We start from the raw sequence: 14,161 nt of genomic DNA, 5'->3' as shown, positions 1-14,161 counted from the left end.
GGGCGGCATTATGCCTCGATTTTGCTTTCTTCAAACTTACGATACAGCGTAGGTACCACAATCAGGGTGAGCAGGGTAGATGTAATCAGCCCCCCAATCACCACAATCGCCAGCGGGCGTTGTACCTCGGCACCCGGGCCGGTTGCAAACAGGAAAGGCACCAGGCCCAGCATGGCAACCGTGGCTGTCATCATCACCGGCCGGAAGCGCTGGGCGCAGCCTTGCAGAATCGCGTCCAGCTGGCTTTTGCCTTCATCACGCAGGGTGCGGATATAGGATACCAATACCACGGCATTCAGCACGGCAATCCCCCAGAGGGCAATAAAGCCAACCGAAGCAGGCACTGACAGATATTCACCCGTAATGAACAGCGCAATCACGCCACCGATCGAGGCGAACGGTAACACCAGGATAATCATGGTGGCAAAGCGCATCGACTGGAACAGCAAAAACAGCAGGAAGAAAATGGCCGCAATCGTCACCGGAATAATAATCATCAGGTGGCCCATCGCACGTTCCATGTTCTGGAACTGGCCGCCGTATTCCAAATAATAGCCATCCGGTAATTGCAGTTTCTGGTCCAGCACCTGTTGCATCTCGGCGACAAAACCACCCAGGTCACGGTCTTTGACGTTCACGCCAATCACGATCCGGCGTTTGGCCAATTCACGGCTGATCTGTGCCGGGCCATCCTTGATTTCAATATCTGCCAGATCATCTAACGCAACACGTGAGCCATTAGGCGAGGTCAGCATGATATTGCGTATGGCCTCTTCATCATTACGGAAAGATTCCGGGTAACGTACTGCGGCAGAGAAGCGACGTTGCCCTTCAAAAATCTCGGTCGCGATTTTACCGCCAATGGCGGTTTCAATCACATCATGCACATCAGCAGCATTAATGCCGTGGCGGGCAATCGCCTGACGATCAATGGTGATGTTCAGGTATTGCTGCCCGGATACTTTTTCCACCTTGATTTCAGTCGCGCCTTTCACAGTGCCGGCAATCCTGGCGATCTCATCTGCTTTTTGTTTCAGCATATCCAGATCTTCACCGAAGATTTTTACCGCCACATCCGCGCGCACGCCGGTCAACAATTCATCGACACGATCGGAAATAGGCTGTGCCATGATGATTTGCACACCAGGAATATACTTCTCCAGTACCTCGCGCATTTTTTCCGCAATGTCATCCTGCGTCCAGCCTGCTGGCCATTCGTCACGCGGTTTCAGGCTGATGATAGGTGTGGACTCATTCTGTGCCTGCGCATCCGCCGGGCTTTCGCCGCGACCCAGGCCAGAGATGGCGGATTTAACGCCTGGCACCTGTTCCATGATCAGCTTCATGCCCTTGTTTTCCATCTTGATCGATTCTTCAAGTGAGATATTAGGCACGCGGTTGATACCCGGAACAATGGATCCTTCCTTCATTTCCGGGATAAACGATGTACCCAGCAATGGAAACAGCGCAATCGTTCCGACAAACAGCAGGCAGGAAGCGATGATGGTTTTTTTCTCATTGTTGAGCACCCAGTTCAGGGATTTCAGGTAGGGGCGTTTGATCACCTGGATAAACTTGGTATCTTCTCCACTACCGCCTTTCAGCAGGTAAGAACACAAGGCGGGTGTCATGGTCAGCGATAACACCAGCGACACAAACAGGGCGATGGCAATGGTATACGCCAGTGGCGCAAACATTTTGCCTTCCATGCCTTCCAGGGTCATCAATGGTAAAAATACCAGGATGATAATACCTACCCCGAATAGTACCGGGGTGGCGACTTCAGTTGCAGCCTCCAGCACGACGCGGATTTTGCTCTCGTCTTTGCGATGACCCAGGTGGTGAAAGGCATTTTCTACCACCACCACAGAGCCATCTACCATCAGGCCAATCGCGATAGCCAGCCCGCCCAGCGACATCAGGTTGGCAGAAATGCCGTAGTGATTCATGACCATAAAGGTGATTAAAGGTGTCAGTACTAAAGTCCCCACCACAATCACGCTGGAGCGTATATCGCCAAGGAACAGGAACAACACCACTACCACCAGGATAATGCCTTCGATCAGCACTTTGGTAACAGTGTGCAGCGCGGCATCGACCAGCTCGCTACGGTCATAGTAAGGTACGATTTGCAGGCCATGTGGCAGCATCCCTTTGCTGTTGATTTCTTCCACACGTGCCTTGATACGGCTGACCACTTCTTTGGCGTTACCGCCACGCATCATGATCACGATGCCACCAACGGATTCCGTATCGCCGTTTTTAAGCACGACCCCGACCCGTACTTCATGGCCTATGGTGACCTCGGCGACATCGCGGATATAGACCGGAATGCCGTTATCTTCCTTGAGCACCATATTGCGGATATCGTCCAGGTTTTGCACCAGGCCCACGCCGCGAATCAGATACTGCTCAGCATGGTGTTGCAGAATACCGCCGCCGCTATTGGCGTTGTTGCGCGCCAGCGCGTCATACACATCTTTAAGCTTGATAGAGAAGTGCGTCATGCGGTCAGGATTGACCAGCACCTGGTATTGCTTGACGTATCCACCTTGCGAGTTGATTTCTGCAACGCCAGGAATGCCGCGAAGCAATGGGCGTACTACCCAGTCCTGAATCGCGCGACGCTCGGTCAGATCTGCCTGCGTTAATGGTTTTTTGCCGTCATCCGGTTTATCCAGCGTGAACTGGTACACCTCCCCTAGACCGGTGGATACCGGCCCCAGGATAGGCATCACGCCATCAGGCATACGTTCCATGACTTCCATCAGCCGTTCCATCACCAACTGGCGTGCAAAATACACATCGGTGCTATCGGTAAATACCAGCGTGATCAGTGACAAGGCATTTTTATTGACCGAGCGCATTTCCACCAGACCAGGCAAGCCGGTCATGGCAATTTCCAGCGGGACGGTGATAAAACGTTCTACTTCTTCAGGGGATTTTCCGGTGGCCTGGGTCGCAATCAGTACCTGGACATTGGTCACGTCAGGGAAGGCGTCCACTGACAGATTTTTTACTGCAAACAGGCCAGCAAATACCAGTGCAACGGCAAGTACCAATACAATCAGGCGCTGCTTGAGCGCCCCTCGAATCATTGATTCAATCATGCTTTTACTCCATTTCCTTGCGCTTGCGTTCGTTGTTTACATGAAAAGCGCCGTCCAGCACGATTTGATCACCAGGTTGCAAGCCTTGTAATACCTCTTTTTTGCCGTCATAAGTACGGCCCAGGGTCACAGGTAATAACTTGTATTGTTTGGATTTCAGCGTTTGCGCGAACACATGGTCGGCATTGTTCTCACGCACCACCGCTGTAGAGGGGATCGCAATGACAGTCTCGGGTCTGGCTTCCAGCAAAATGGTAATCAGCATGTCAGGTTTCAGCAGCATTTTATCGTTGCTGATATTGGCACGCGCCATCACTGTACGCGTAGCCGGATTGACGATATCACCGACAAATGCCAGTGTGCCGGTCAGCTCTGCATCATCCAGTGCCGGCACTTCAATATTCAGCGATTGACCTTCCCGGATATGCGCAATTTGCTGCTCAGGAATTTCCGCCACTGCCCATACATGCGACAGGTCAGCAATCACAAACAGTTCTTCTGCCGGGGCAACGACTTGTCCTAACCTGGCCTTGCGCGCAATGACAGTACCGGTGATTTTCGAGTTCACCTGGCTGGTAGACATGCCACTGTTTTGTAAACCCAGCCTCGAGATATTGTCAGGCGCCATACCCAGTACCAGTAATTGGTCGCGGGCAGCATTCACCTCGGCATTTGCCGCATGCAGTTCGCCTTCGCGGCGTTGCAGTTCCGCCTGGCTGATCACATCCGCTTCTAGTAATTGCTTGGCGCGGTCAACCGCTTTGGTCTGTAACTGTACTTGCTGGCTGGCTTTAATGTAACTCAGTTGATATTGCGCGAGCTCTGTACTCTTGATGGTAGCCAGGCGCTGTCCGGCTTTGACTTCATCCCCCAGGTTGACATCCAGTGTGCTGATGCGACCAGTGATAGATGCGCCGGCTCGGGACTCATATTGCTCATCCACCTGGATACGTCCGGGTATGCGCAGGGTATCGACAAACTGTATCTCGGTGACAGCACCGGTTTTGATATTGGCTTCCAGTTCTGGAGTGAGTGACACCAGGTTAGGATCTACCACTGCTTTGGTTTCTGCGGCTGGTGCCGGTTTTTCTGAGCACGCGGTGGACATCACCGCCAGTGCCGCAGTGAACAAAGTTGAAATTAAAATACGAGACATGACCATTCCCTTATGGTTGGACCAAATCAGAACCGATGAAACGTTCGATTTGCAATACACTGAAAAAATAATCGAATTTGGCAACCAGATAGTCACGTCTGACATCACGATTGACGCGTTGCGCATCCAGATATTCCAGGATGCCGCGTTCTCCGAATTTATAGGCGGCTTCTGCACGGCTGAGCGTGGCTTCCGATTGCTGCAATAAACCATTTTCAAACACTTTTAGCTGGTTGCTGGCAATGACATTGCGTTGGTAGGCACTGTCAATTTCCTTGCGTAGCACTTGCTTTTGCAATTTGATGTTGGCGTCTGCTTCATCGATGCCGGCAGCAGCCTGCGCGATCTGGCCTTCACGCCGGTTCCACACCGGCAATGGCACCACGACACCTACCCTGAACGTATTCAGGTCAGGATCCTGGGTGAAGTCAGACTTCAATGTCAGGCCAGGGAAGCGCAAGTCCTTCTCCAGTTTTAACCTTGCTTCTGCACTATCCTTGGCGGTGAGCAATTGCTGTAAATAAGGGTTGTTTTCTGCAGACTGGCGTAAGGTTGCGATGTCTGGCAAGGTGGAAATGACGGGCGGTTGGGGTTTGATATCAAAGTCATCCGGCATATTCCCTATCATGCCGCGTAAAATGGCTTTGGCTTCATCAATGCGTGTTTGTGCGCTGGCATAATCGCGTTCAGCTACCAGTAATTCGGTATCTGCTTTGATTAGTTCGTATCTGGCCGCTTCGCCGACATCTACTTTGCGTTTAATCTTGGTTTGAATCTCCCGCAGTACGTTCAGGTTGGCACCAAACATTTCCAGGACTTGCTGGCGAAGCTGCACTGTTAGATATGCCTGCTTGATCAGATTGCGCAGATCAAAGCTGGTGGTTTGTATGCCTTTTTCGGCATAGGTCAGTTGCTGTTCAGCCAGTTCCCGCCGCGAAGCACGCGTGCCAGGGAATTCCAGCGGTTGCGAAAGGGTGACACCATAGTTTCTTTCGCTGGCGCCAGGTGTTGGTACACCACGGTATCTGGCCGGGCCTGCCATGACTTCCAGATCAGGGTTGGAAAAAGATCTGGCAACGGTGATGCCTGCAGCAGCAGCTTCAATCTGCGCTTTGCTGACCGACATCGTCGGGTTTTCGGCAATGGCTTTATCCAGCAATGTTTTCAGGTCAAACGTAGGTTCGGCAAACGCTATCGGCGATATCAGGCAAGACAACCACAAGAGTCTGTGCGCTTTTCGCCAGCGGATATGACTTAACATAACAATCCTTCTCAGATGACCTTGTCTATCATGACATAGTCACCTTAATTAATAATTAAAATTACACTCTGACGACAGGCCGAAAGAGGGAGGGTATTGCTAAGCGAGTTGCGGCGGCCGGTCTAGCCAGAAGGGGAAAATAATGTGATATGCAGGTAAATGGTGCTCGGGCGTGTGATAGCTGGCCCGTTTTAAGGGATAGCTGAAAGCTGGCAAAGTGATTTTATCGACATCGACTTCAGGGACTTCAAGCATGTCGACAAATCCGATCACTTCTACAAAATCTGCAGACATGGAGTCATCAATCGCATTGGAGAGAATCACCCCTAAGTTACCGGTTTGTAGCAGCGTCGTTGTGGCTGCCGGTTCAGCAGCAGTTGTCTGCAGTGCAAACACTAAACACAACAAATGTAGTAAATAAAAAATTTTTTGCATGGACAAAATCAAAACCGGGTGTAATTGCATGTGACAACTGGATATGAGCAATTACCGTACCAGCGATGAATGTGTGTGTAACCTATTGATTTAAATACTTTAATGGAGTTAATTGTAAATTTGGATTTCGTATGGCCCGCGTAATGCACCTTTAAAGTGCAAAACCACAGCAACATTATAGTTCATGTCGCTGTGGTCGCATAGTTTGAATCAGCCTAATCCGGTTTAAGCCGAAATGGTCTCTTCTTTGAAGTTCAGCTTGATCTGGTCATTCTCATCAATATCGATGTGAACCTGACCACCCTCATTCAGGCGACCGAACAATAACTCGTCGGCCAGTGCCTTGCGGATAGTATCCTGAATCAGGCGTGCCATTGGTCGCGCACCCATCAATGGGTCAAAGCCTTTTCTACCCAGGTAAGCCTTGAGCTCATCACTGAATGTCACATCGACTTTTTTCTCGTGCAACTGATCTTCAAGCTGCATGAGGAATTTGTCGACTACGCGCAGGATAATCTCCTGGTTCAGTGCACCGAAGGACACTGTCGCATCCAGACGGTTACGGAACTCAGGGCTGAACAGGCGCTTCAGGTCTGCAGCCTCGTCAGTCACGTCTTTACTGTTGGTAAAGCCGATGCTGGCTTTGGACAGGTTTTCAGCACCTGCGTTGGTGGTCATAATGATGGTCACATTGCGGAAATCTGCTTTGCGGCCATTATTATCAGTCAACGTACCATGATCCATCACTTGCAGCAGGATATTGAAAATATCCGGATGCGCTTTTTCAATTTCGTCTAGCAGCAATACGCAATATGGCTGTTTGGTCACGGCTTCAGTCAACAAACCACCCTGGTCAAAGCCCACATAGCCTGGAGGCGCACCAATCAGGCGTGACACTGCATGACGTTCCATATACTCGGACATATCGAAGCGCAGCAATTCTATGCCTAAGACATAAGCCAGTTGTTTCGCAACTTCTGTTTTACCTACACCTGTAGGGCCGGCAAACAAAAAGCTACCAATTGGTTTATTACCATTACCCAGGCCGCTACGCGCCATTTTCACGGCGGAAGCCAATACATCAATCGCTTTATCCTGGCCAAATACCACTGCTTTCAAATCGCGTTCTAGCGTTTTCAATGCATTGCGGTCGTCGGTAGAAATATTTTTAGGCGGAATACGCGCAATCTTGGCAATGATCTCTTCAATCTCTTTGTTGCCAATGATTTTCTTCTGTTTGCTTTTCGGCAGAATTCGTTGCGCAGCACCAGCCTCATCAATCACGTCAATCGCTTTGTCCGGCAAATGACGGTCATTAATATATTTCGCAGATAACTCAGCAGCCACAGTCAATGCGCTGGCACTGTATTTCACGCTGTGATGCTCCTCAAACCTGGTTTTCAGGCCTTTAAGAATCTCAATGGTTTCAGCTACGCTAGGCTCAGCCACATCAATTTTCTGGAAACGGCGTGACAGGGCGTGATCTTTCTCAAAAATACCACGGTATTCCTGGTAAGTGGTTGCGCCTATGCATTTGAGTGAGCCATTGGATAACGCCGGTTTCAGCAGGTTGCTGGCATCCAACGTGCCGCCACTGGCTGAGCCTGCGCCGATCAGGGTATGGATCTCATCAATAAACAGGATCGCTTCAGGCTTCTCTGCCAGCTGTTTCATGACAGCCTTGAGGCGTTGCTCAAAGTCGCCACGATATTTGGTACCGGCCAGCAATGCACCCATGTCTAAAGAATAAACTGTGGCATCTTTCAGGACTTCAGGTATCTCGTGATTCACAATGCGTGAGGCCAGGCCTTCAGCGATTGCAGTTTTACCCACGCCCGCTTCGCCCACTAACAGCGGGTTATTTTTGCGGCGGCGGCATAATGTTTGGATGACGCGTTCCAGTTCCAGGCTACGGCCGATCAACGGATCAATTTTTCCGGCCACGACTTGCGCATTCAGGTTAAGGGTAAAGCTTTCCAGCGCACCTGTAGAAACACTTTCACCTTCGGTTTCCTGTTCGGTATTGCTGGCTTTAGGCTCGCTTTCCTGGATCTTGGCTACGCCATGCGAAATGAAATTCACGACATCCAGGCGGGTCACGCCTTGCTGATGCAGGAAAAACACCGCATGTGAATCTTTTTCACCGTAAATGGCGACCAGCACGTTAGCACCAGTCACTTCTTTTTTACCGGAGGATTGTACGTGCAGCATGGCACGCTGGATCACGCGCTGGAAACCTAGCGTCGGTTGTGTGTCAACCTCGTCAGTACCAGCAACGGTGGGAGTGTGTTCTTCAATATATTGGGTAAGCTCGCCGCGCAGCGTATCGAATTTGGCTCCGCAAGCGCGTAACACTTCTGCGGCAGTCGGGTTATCCAACATAGCCAGTAACAGATGCTCAACTGTAATCAATTCGTGACGCTTTTGTCTCGCGTCCATAAAAGCCATGTGCAGGCTAACTTCAAGTTCTTGAGCAATCATGATGACTTTCCTTAATCCACTACACTACAAAAATACACTAGGAAAAACGCTATGTTCACAGATGCTATTAATGTACACCCGCGCGTCTGTGTCTGGTTATTAATATCGTGCCTAAATGCAAAAATTTCAATGGTACGTTCGAGCTATTCAGTCATATTTGCGACATATTTATCTGCAATGCTGATTGATTGTGCAATCAGTGACTTTTTTAAGCAGACTCGACTACTGATGCTAACACTGTTCGGGCTAATCTGAAGCTTGGGAATGTCATGCTATTCCCTCGATATTCTCCTGATGCAGGTTTGCTGCTTAAGCAGCTTCAATCACACATTGCAACGGGTGCTGTGCTTCCTGCGCGGACTCAAGCACCTGATGCATTTTTGTTTCAGCGATGTCTTGCGGGTAGACGCCACACACGCCGGCGCCCTCAGTATGTACTTTGAGCATGATTTGTGTGGCTTGTTCACGAGACTTATAAAAAAAGCGTTCAATCACGGCGACAACGAACTCCATAGGGGTGTAGTCGTCGTTCAATAACAACACTTTATATAGCTCTGGAGGTTTTGGTTTGGCAATCTGTGGATCCAGTGCCAAATCGCCATCACGCTTGGGTCGTACCATAATTTTGCATACCTGATCTTAAGTTTATTTTGCGCTTTGTATGAAAAAATTCAAGTGCCAGATGGGGTGGAAATTAAAGATAAATTTTGACCAGCTTGACGATGCGATCCTGTGCATCCACGATTTCCAGTCTGTGCTCACCCAGCTTGAAGCTGGTGTCAGGATCCGGAATATCTTCAAAATGCTCAAGAATCAACCCATTCAAGGTACGTGGACCGTCAATCGGCAGGGAGAGTTTCAATTTTCGGTTAATGTCGCGTAACTGGCTGCTGCCGTCTACCAGCCAGCTGCCATCTTCATTTTGCTGGAAATCCTTGGTGCGCTCAGGCGATTGGGTGGTGAATTCGCCCACTACTTCTTCCAGAATATCTTCCAGCGTTAACAGGCCGCGGAACTCGCCATACTCGTCCACCACCAAGGCAATGCGCTCATGATGTTTCTGGAATTGTTGCAGCTGGGTATACAGAGGCGTCCCTGAAGGAATGTAATAGGGCGGGCTCATCGCCGCCTGCAATAAGCCTTTGGTCGGGATTTTACCAATATGGAAATCACGTAATAAAGGCAATACTTTACGGACGTGGACAATGCCGACTATATCTTCATGGTCACCTTGCCTGACTGGCAATCTTGAATGGCGGCTATTGGCCAGCTGCTCCATGATCTGGTCTATCGGATGATCAAGGTCGACAAACTCTACCTGGGTATGCGCAGTCATGACGTGGTCGACGATGATGTCTTCCAGGTCAAGCAGGTTGAGCAGGATGGTGCGGTTTTGCGAGGGGATATATTGACCGGCATCGCTGACGATACTGCGTAATTCCTCTGTGGTCACCGATTGTGCCTGGTCAAAATTCACGCGCACACCTAAGAGCTTAACAAAGGCTTTGACGAACAGATTGACGAACCAGACGACCGGATTAAATAACCAGATCAGAGGGTAAAGTAAGTAACTGGTCGCATAGGCAAGTTTTTCCGCATGTGCGGCAGCAATGACTTTAGGTGAAATCTCGCTGAATACCAGGATGGCAAAGGTAATCGCCAGTGAACCCCACATCAGTACATAGTCGCCTTCGCCAAACAGCCGCTCAGAGATGATCACTTCCAGTGTGGAGGAGCCTACGATACAAAAGGTGTTGCCCAGCAAGATTGCGCCCAGGGTTTTGTCTGTTTGAGCAATCAGGCGGCTGGCGAGTTTGGCACCGCGATGGCCTTCTTTCGCCATGTGTCGCATGCGGTAACGGTTGAGCGACATCAGGCTGGTCTCGGCGACGGAGAAAAACGCCGTGAGTGACAGTAGCAGAAGTAATAAGCCTATCTGCCAGCTTAAGGGAATATTGTCCAAGGGAGTGGGGCTAAAAACAAGAAGCCACTAGTGTACCCACCAGTGGCTAAAAATCCAAGGGAAACGCGTACTAAGTGGCTACACGGCCGAATTGCTGTGTTGCGCGGTTTTTTAGTCACGGCATAACCTAAAGGTTAGCCTGCGCTGAAACTTCGCTCTCGAAATCCTCATGTACTACATGTACATTCCGGTTTCTGCGTTCCGGGTGCCTTGCACTTCAACCGCTCGCTCACTTATTAAGTGTTTCCGTGAGTTATGTGCGCTTAAGGTGCCAGTGCCGCTTCGTCTTCTCTCGGTTTCTTCTCTGAGTCGCCAATCAGGTTGGCACGGCTCACACCCAGCCACATGGCGATCGGGCAGGCGACCAGCACGGAAGAGTAAATACCAAACAAAATACCAATGGTCAGCGCCAGTGAAAAGTTATGCAGGGTTTCACCACCGAAAAACAGCATGGAGCAGACCATGGTTTGCGTCATCAAGTGGGTGATGATAGTGCGTGACATGGTGCGGGTAATCGCGTTATCAATCACTTGCACGGCAGATGCTTTACGCATTTTCTTGAAGTTTTCGCGTACGCGGTCAAATACCACGACTGATTCGTTTACTGAATAACCAAGCACCGCCAGGATCGCCGCCAGTACTGTGAGGTTGAACTCCCACTGGAAGAACGCAAAGAAGCCAAGGATAATGATGACGTCATGCATGTTGGCGATGATGGCGGCCACCGCAAAACGCCATTCGAAACGCAGTGCCAGGTAACCCATAATGCCCGCGCATACCAGCAGCAAGGCCAAGGCGCCATTTTCGTAAAGCTCTTCACCGACTTGTGAACCTACAGATTCCACGCGGCGGATTTCCGCGCCACTGTCCGCATTTTTCAATGAGCTGGAAATCTTTTCTGACAATTGCGCAATCGATAGTTCTTTTTTCACCGGCAGGCGGATCAGCACATCCTGGCTGGAGCCAAAGTTCTGCACTGTGACATCTTTCAGACCGGTTTGATCAATCACTTCCCGGATTTTAGCGATATTAGCCGTGGTCGGATAATGCACTTCCATCACCGTGCCGCCAGTAAAATCGACACCGTAATGCAGGCCTCTATGCATCAGGAAGAAGATCGCCAATATAAAGGTGATCAGCGAGATCGAAGTGGTCAGACGCCCGTAACTCATGAACGGGATATCTTTTTTAATTCTGAATAATTCCATAATCTGTTCTCAAATAGGTTGTGACAGCAATCGTTCGGGCCGGCTCGGTTAACCGATCGGCAGACGCTCAATCTTGCGGCGATAACCGTACAAGAGGTTGACGATCGCACGTGATACCAGCACAGCGCTAAACATCGAAGTCATAATGCCCAGTACGTGTACCACTGCAAAGCCTTTGATCGGGCCGGTACCAAACATAAACAGCGCCAGGCCTGCAATCAGCGTGGTCACGTTAGAGTCAAGAATGGTGTCGAACGCGCGGTCGTAACCAGCGTGAATGCTGGCTTGCGGCGTATTGCCATTGCGCAACTCTTCACGGATACGTTCGTTGATCAGCACATTGGCATCAATCGCCATCCCTAATGCCAGCGCAATCGCGGCCAGGCCAGGCAAGGTCAGCGTCGCTTGCAGCATGGAGAGGATCGCCACCAGCAACAGCAGGTTAACACCAAGTGCCATGACGGAAACGCCACCAAACACCATGTAGTAGATGATCATCATCACGGCAATCGCGGCAAAACCCCACAAGGTAGAGTGCACGCCACGCTTGATATTTTCTTCACCCATGCTAGGGCCAACGGTACGTTCTTCAATGATTTCCATAGGCGCGGCCAAAGCACCGGCACGCAGCAGCAATGAAATGTCAGTCGCTTCCTGTGCATTCGCCATGCCGGAAATCTGCACGCGGCCGCCGCCGATTTCTTCATTGATCACCGGCGCGGTCACCACTTCGGTGCTGCCTTTTTCAATCAGCAAAATCGCCATGCGCTTGCCGACATTTTCGCGGGTCACATTTTTGAAGATGCCTGCGCCACGGCCATCAAGTGTCACGTTGACGACAGAAGAACCATTCTGGCCATTCACGCCAGGGCCTGCATCAGTGATACGGTCACCAGTTAGTACTACGCTTTTCTTGACCAGTACCGGACGGCCGTCACGGTCAAAATACAGTTCGTCACCAAACGGCACCTGGCCGCTTTGCGCTTTCTGCAAAGTCGTCATATCGGCTTTTTCTTCATCCACCATGCGAATTTCCAGTGTCGCCGTGCGACCCAGGATTTCCTTGGCTTTAGCAGTATCCTGCACACCAGGCAGTTGCACCACAATACGGTCTACGCCTTGCTGTTGCACGATAGGCTCGGCCACGCCCAGCTCATTGATCCGGTTATGCAGTGTTTGCAGGTTTTGCTTGAGTGCAAACTCCTGGATACGTTTTTGCGCCATGGCACTCATGCTGGCCGTCAGGCTAAATTCTTTATCACCGCCAGAAACCTTGTAGGTCAGGTCAGAGAAGTCTTTCGCCAGTACGTTGCGCGCTTTGGTCGCTTCCGCTTCAGACTCAAACTTCACAACCACTACCTGGCTTTGACGCTCGATCCCGTAATAATTGATCTTTTCCTTGCGCAAAGACATGCGGAAATCGCCGACAGTACTTTCAGCCGCTTTATCCAGCGCTGCCTTCATATCCACTTGCAGCAGGAAGTGCACACCGCCGCGCAGATCCAGGCCCAGGTACATAGGCTTGGCACCTATACTTTGCAGCCAGTTCGGCGTTTGCGGCACCAGGTTAAGTGCAACGGTGTAATCCTTGCCCAGCGTTGACACCAGCTTGTCTTTTGCCAGCAGCTGAGTATCGGTATTGGCCAGACGTACCTTCACACCGCTGACGTCTAGAAACATGCCATCAAAAGGGATTTTTGCCTGCGTTAAAGTGTTTTCCACTTTCTGCAACAGGCTCTCGTCTACTTTGAGCGAGCTTTTAGCCGGGCTGATCTGTACTGCTGGCGATTCCCCAAAAAAGTTGGGGATCGTGTACAGCAGGCCGATGACGATGACTGTGCCAATCAGCACGTATTTCCATAATGGATAACGGTTCATAAAAAACTCTTATACGGAATAAAGGACTGGAAAAAGGTCACTTGTAATTAAATTGACTTGATTGTGCCAGGCGGCAGCAACGTTTGTACGGTATGTTTTTGTACATTGACCACAGTATTGGCGGCGATTTCAATGCTGATAAAGCTTTCACCGACTTTGGTTACCTTGCCGACGATACCGCCGGTGGTTGCCACTTCATCACCTGCTTTAAGCGTTTCCAGCATGGATTTATGTTGTTTTGCCTGTTTGACTTGCGGACGGATCAGCATGAAATAGAACAACACGAAAATCACAATCATGGGCACAAAGCTCATGATGTCGCTGGTTGTTGCAGTGGCTGCATAGGCATTACTAATCAACATATTTTTTTCTTCCTGAATCAATCTACGAAATAACTCGCGATTTTAGCACAGGCGGGAGAAGAATATGCGTGAGGCTGAGCCAGGGGAGGGTATGCTGATAAAAAGGATTCTTTAGGCAGGGTTTCTCAGATTATGCTCTGCGCACTGCGTAACAGTGCTGTTATGTGCAATGATGCGCGCTACAGAAATCCGTCATTTCTGCGTTGGCCGGAATCCAGGCAAGGTTGATGCTTAGCTTGGTAACTTCCGAAGAGCAAGTCTTGCACTGGCTCTAATCCTTACAGGTTTATAAATATTTCTTCAGATA

Annotated in this window: 10 protein-coding genes; all 10 read right to left on the bottom strand. The window is 50.2% G+C overall.

The window, feature by feature from the left end:
* Nucleotides 1-8: 8 nt before the first annotated feature.
* The 10 genes from ACFQ2T_RS06645 to yajC all read right to left on the bottom strand — a co-directional run bounded on the left by ACFQ2T_RS06645 (nt 9) and on the right by yajC (nt 13,854).
* On the bottom strand, nt 9-3,110 hold the full coding sequence (locus ACFQ2T_RS06645; protein ID WP_379032168.1) for an efflux RND transporter permease subunit: 3,102 nt from the start codon (nt 3,108-3,110) through the stop codon (nt 9-11).
* 4 nt (nt 3,111-3,114) lie between these two features.
* Nucleotides 3,115-4,266, bottom strand: coding sequence for an efflux RND transporter periplasmic adaptor subunit (locus ACFQ2T_RS06640; RefSeq protein ID WP_379032165.1), 1,152 nt, complete (start codon nt 4,264-4,266; stop codon nt 3,115-3,117).
* Nucleotides 4,267-4,276: 10 nt separating this feature from the next.
* Entirely contained in the window at nt 4,277-5,527 is a 1,251-nt protein-coding gene (locus tag ACFQ2T_RS06635; protein WP_379032162.1) for a TolC family protein, read from the bottom strand.
* A 99-nt stretch (nt 5,528-5,626) separates the two neighbouring features.
* On the bottom strand, nt 5,627-5,962 hold the full coding sequence (locus tag ACFQ2T_RS06630) for a hypothetical protein (protein WP_379032159.1): 336 nt from the start codon (nt 5,960-5,962) through the stop codon (nt 5,627-5,629).
* Nucleotides 5,963-6,187: 225 nt separating this feature from the next.
* A complete protein-coding gene (gene clpA, locus ACFQ2T_RS06625; RefSeq protein WP_379032156.1) occupies nt 6,188-8,443 on the bottom strand; it encodes an ATP-dependent Clp protease ATP-binding subunit ClpA in 2,256 nt (751 codons plus the stop codon).
* Nucleotides 8,444-8,752: 309 nt separating this feature from the next.
* Nucleotides 8,753-9,064 (bottom strand): ATP-dependent Clp protease adapter ClpS, encoded by a 312-nt coding sequence (gene clpS / locus ACFQ2T_RS06620; RefSeq protein WP_379032153.1) that lies wholly within the window; start codon nt 9,062-9,064, stop codon nt 8,753-8,755.
* 73 nt (nt 9,065-9,137) lie between these two features.
* On the bottom strand, nt 9,138-10,406 hold the full coding sequence (locus ACFQ2T_RS06615) for an HlyC/CorC family transporter (RefSeq protein ID WP_379032150.1): 1,269 nt from the start codon (nt 10,404-10,406) through the stop codon (nt 9,138-9,140).
* 263 nt (nt 10,407-10,669) lie between these two features.
* Entirely contained in the window at nt 10,670-11,614 is a 945-nt protein-coding gene (gene secF, locus ACFQ2T_RS06610) for a protein translocase subunit SecF (RefSeq protein ID WP_379032147.1), read from the bottom strand.
* Between the two features lie 48 nt (nt 11,615-11,662).
* Nucleotides 11,663-13,492 carry a protein translocase subunit SecD gene (gene secD / locus ACFQ2T_RS06605; RefSeq protein WP_379032144.1) on the bottom strand — a complete coding sequence of 610 codons (1,830 nt, stop codon included), beginning with the start codon at nt 13,490-13,492 and terminating at the stop codon, nt 11,663-11,665.
* Nucleotides 13,493-13,539: 47 nt separating this feature from the next.
* Nucleotides 13,540-13,854, bottom strand: coding sequence for a preprotein translocase subunit YajC (gene yajC / locus ACFQ2T_RS06600; protein WP_379032141.1), 315 nt, complete (start codon nt 13,852-13,854; stop codon nt 13,540-13,542).
* Nucleotides 13,855-14,161 lie beyond the last annotated feature (307 nt).

Source organism: Methylophilus flavus (genome assembly GCF_042678905.1).
In the GTDB taxonomy this organism is placed as follows: Bacteria; Pseudomonadota; Gammaproteobacteria; order Burkholderiales; family Methylophilaceae; genus Methylophilus; species Methylophilus flavus.
Note: the sequence above shows the minus strand (reverse complement) of the source record. Positions and strands in the feature narration are given on the sequence as shown.

What these genes read in the sequence shown, in the direction of transcription:
- ACFQ2T_RS06645 (WP_379032168.1), bottom strand. Translation starts at nt 3,110, where the DNA reads ATGATTGAATCAATGATTCGAGGGGCGCTCAAGCAGCGCCTGATTGTA.
- ACFQ2T_RS06640 (WP_379032165.1), bottom strand. Translation starts at nt 4,266, where the DNA reads ATGTCTCGTATTTTAATTTCAACTTTGTTCACTGCGGCACTGGCGGTG.
- ACFQ2T_RS06635 (WP_379032162.1), bottom strand. Translation starts at nt 5,527, where the DNA reads ATGTTAAGTCATATCCGCTGGCGAAAAGCGCACAGACTCTTGTGGTTG.
- ACFQ2T_RS06630 (WP_379032159.1), bottom strand. Translation starts at nt 5,962, where the DNA reads ATGCAAAAAATTTTTTATTTACTACATTTGTTGTGTTTAGTGTTTGCA.
- clpA (WP_379032156.1), bottom strand. Translation starts at nt 8,443, where the DNA reads ATGATTGCTCAAGAACTTGAAGTTAGCCTGCACATGGCTTTTATGGAC.
- clpS (WP_379032153.1), bottom strand. Translation starts at nt 9,064, where the DNA reads ATGGTACGACCCAAGCGTGATGGCGATTTGGCACTGGATCCACAGATT.
- secF (WP_379032147.1), bottom strand. Translation starts at nt 11,614, where the DNA reads ATGGAATTATTCAGAATTAAAAAAGATATCCCGTTCATGAGTTACGGG.
- secD (WP_379032144.1), bottom strand. Translation starts at nt 13,492, where the DNA reads ATGAACCGTTATCCATTATGGAAATACGTGCTGATTGGCACAGTCATC.
- yajC (WP_379032141.1), bottom strand. Translation starts at nt 13,854, where the DNA reads ATGTTGATTAGTAATGCCTATGCAGCCACTGCAACAACCAGCGACATC.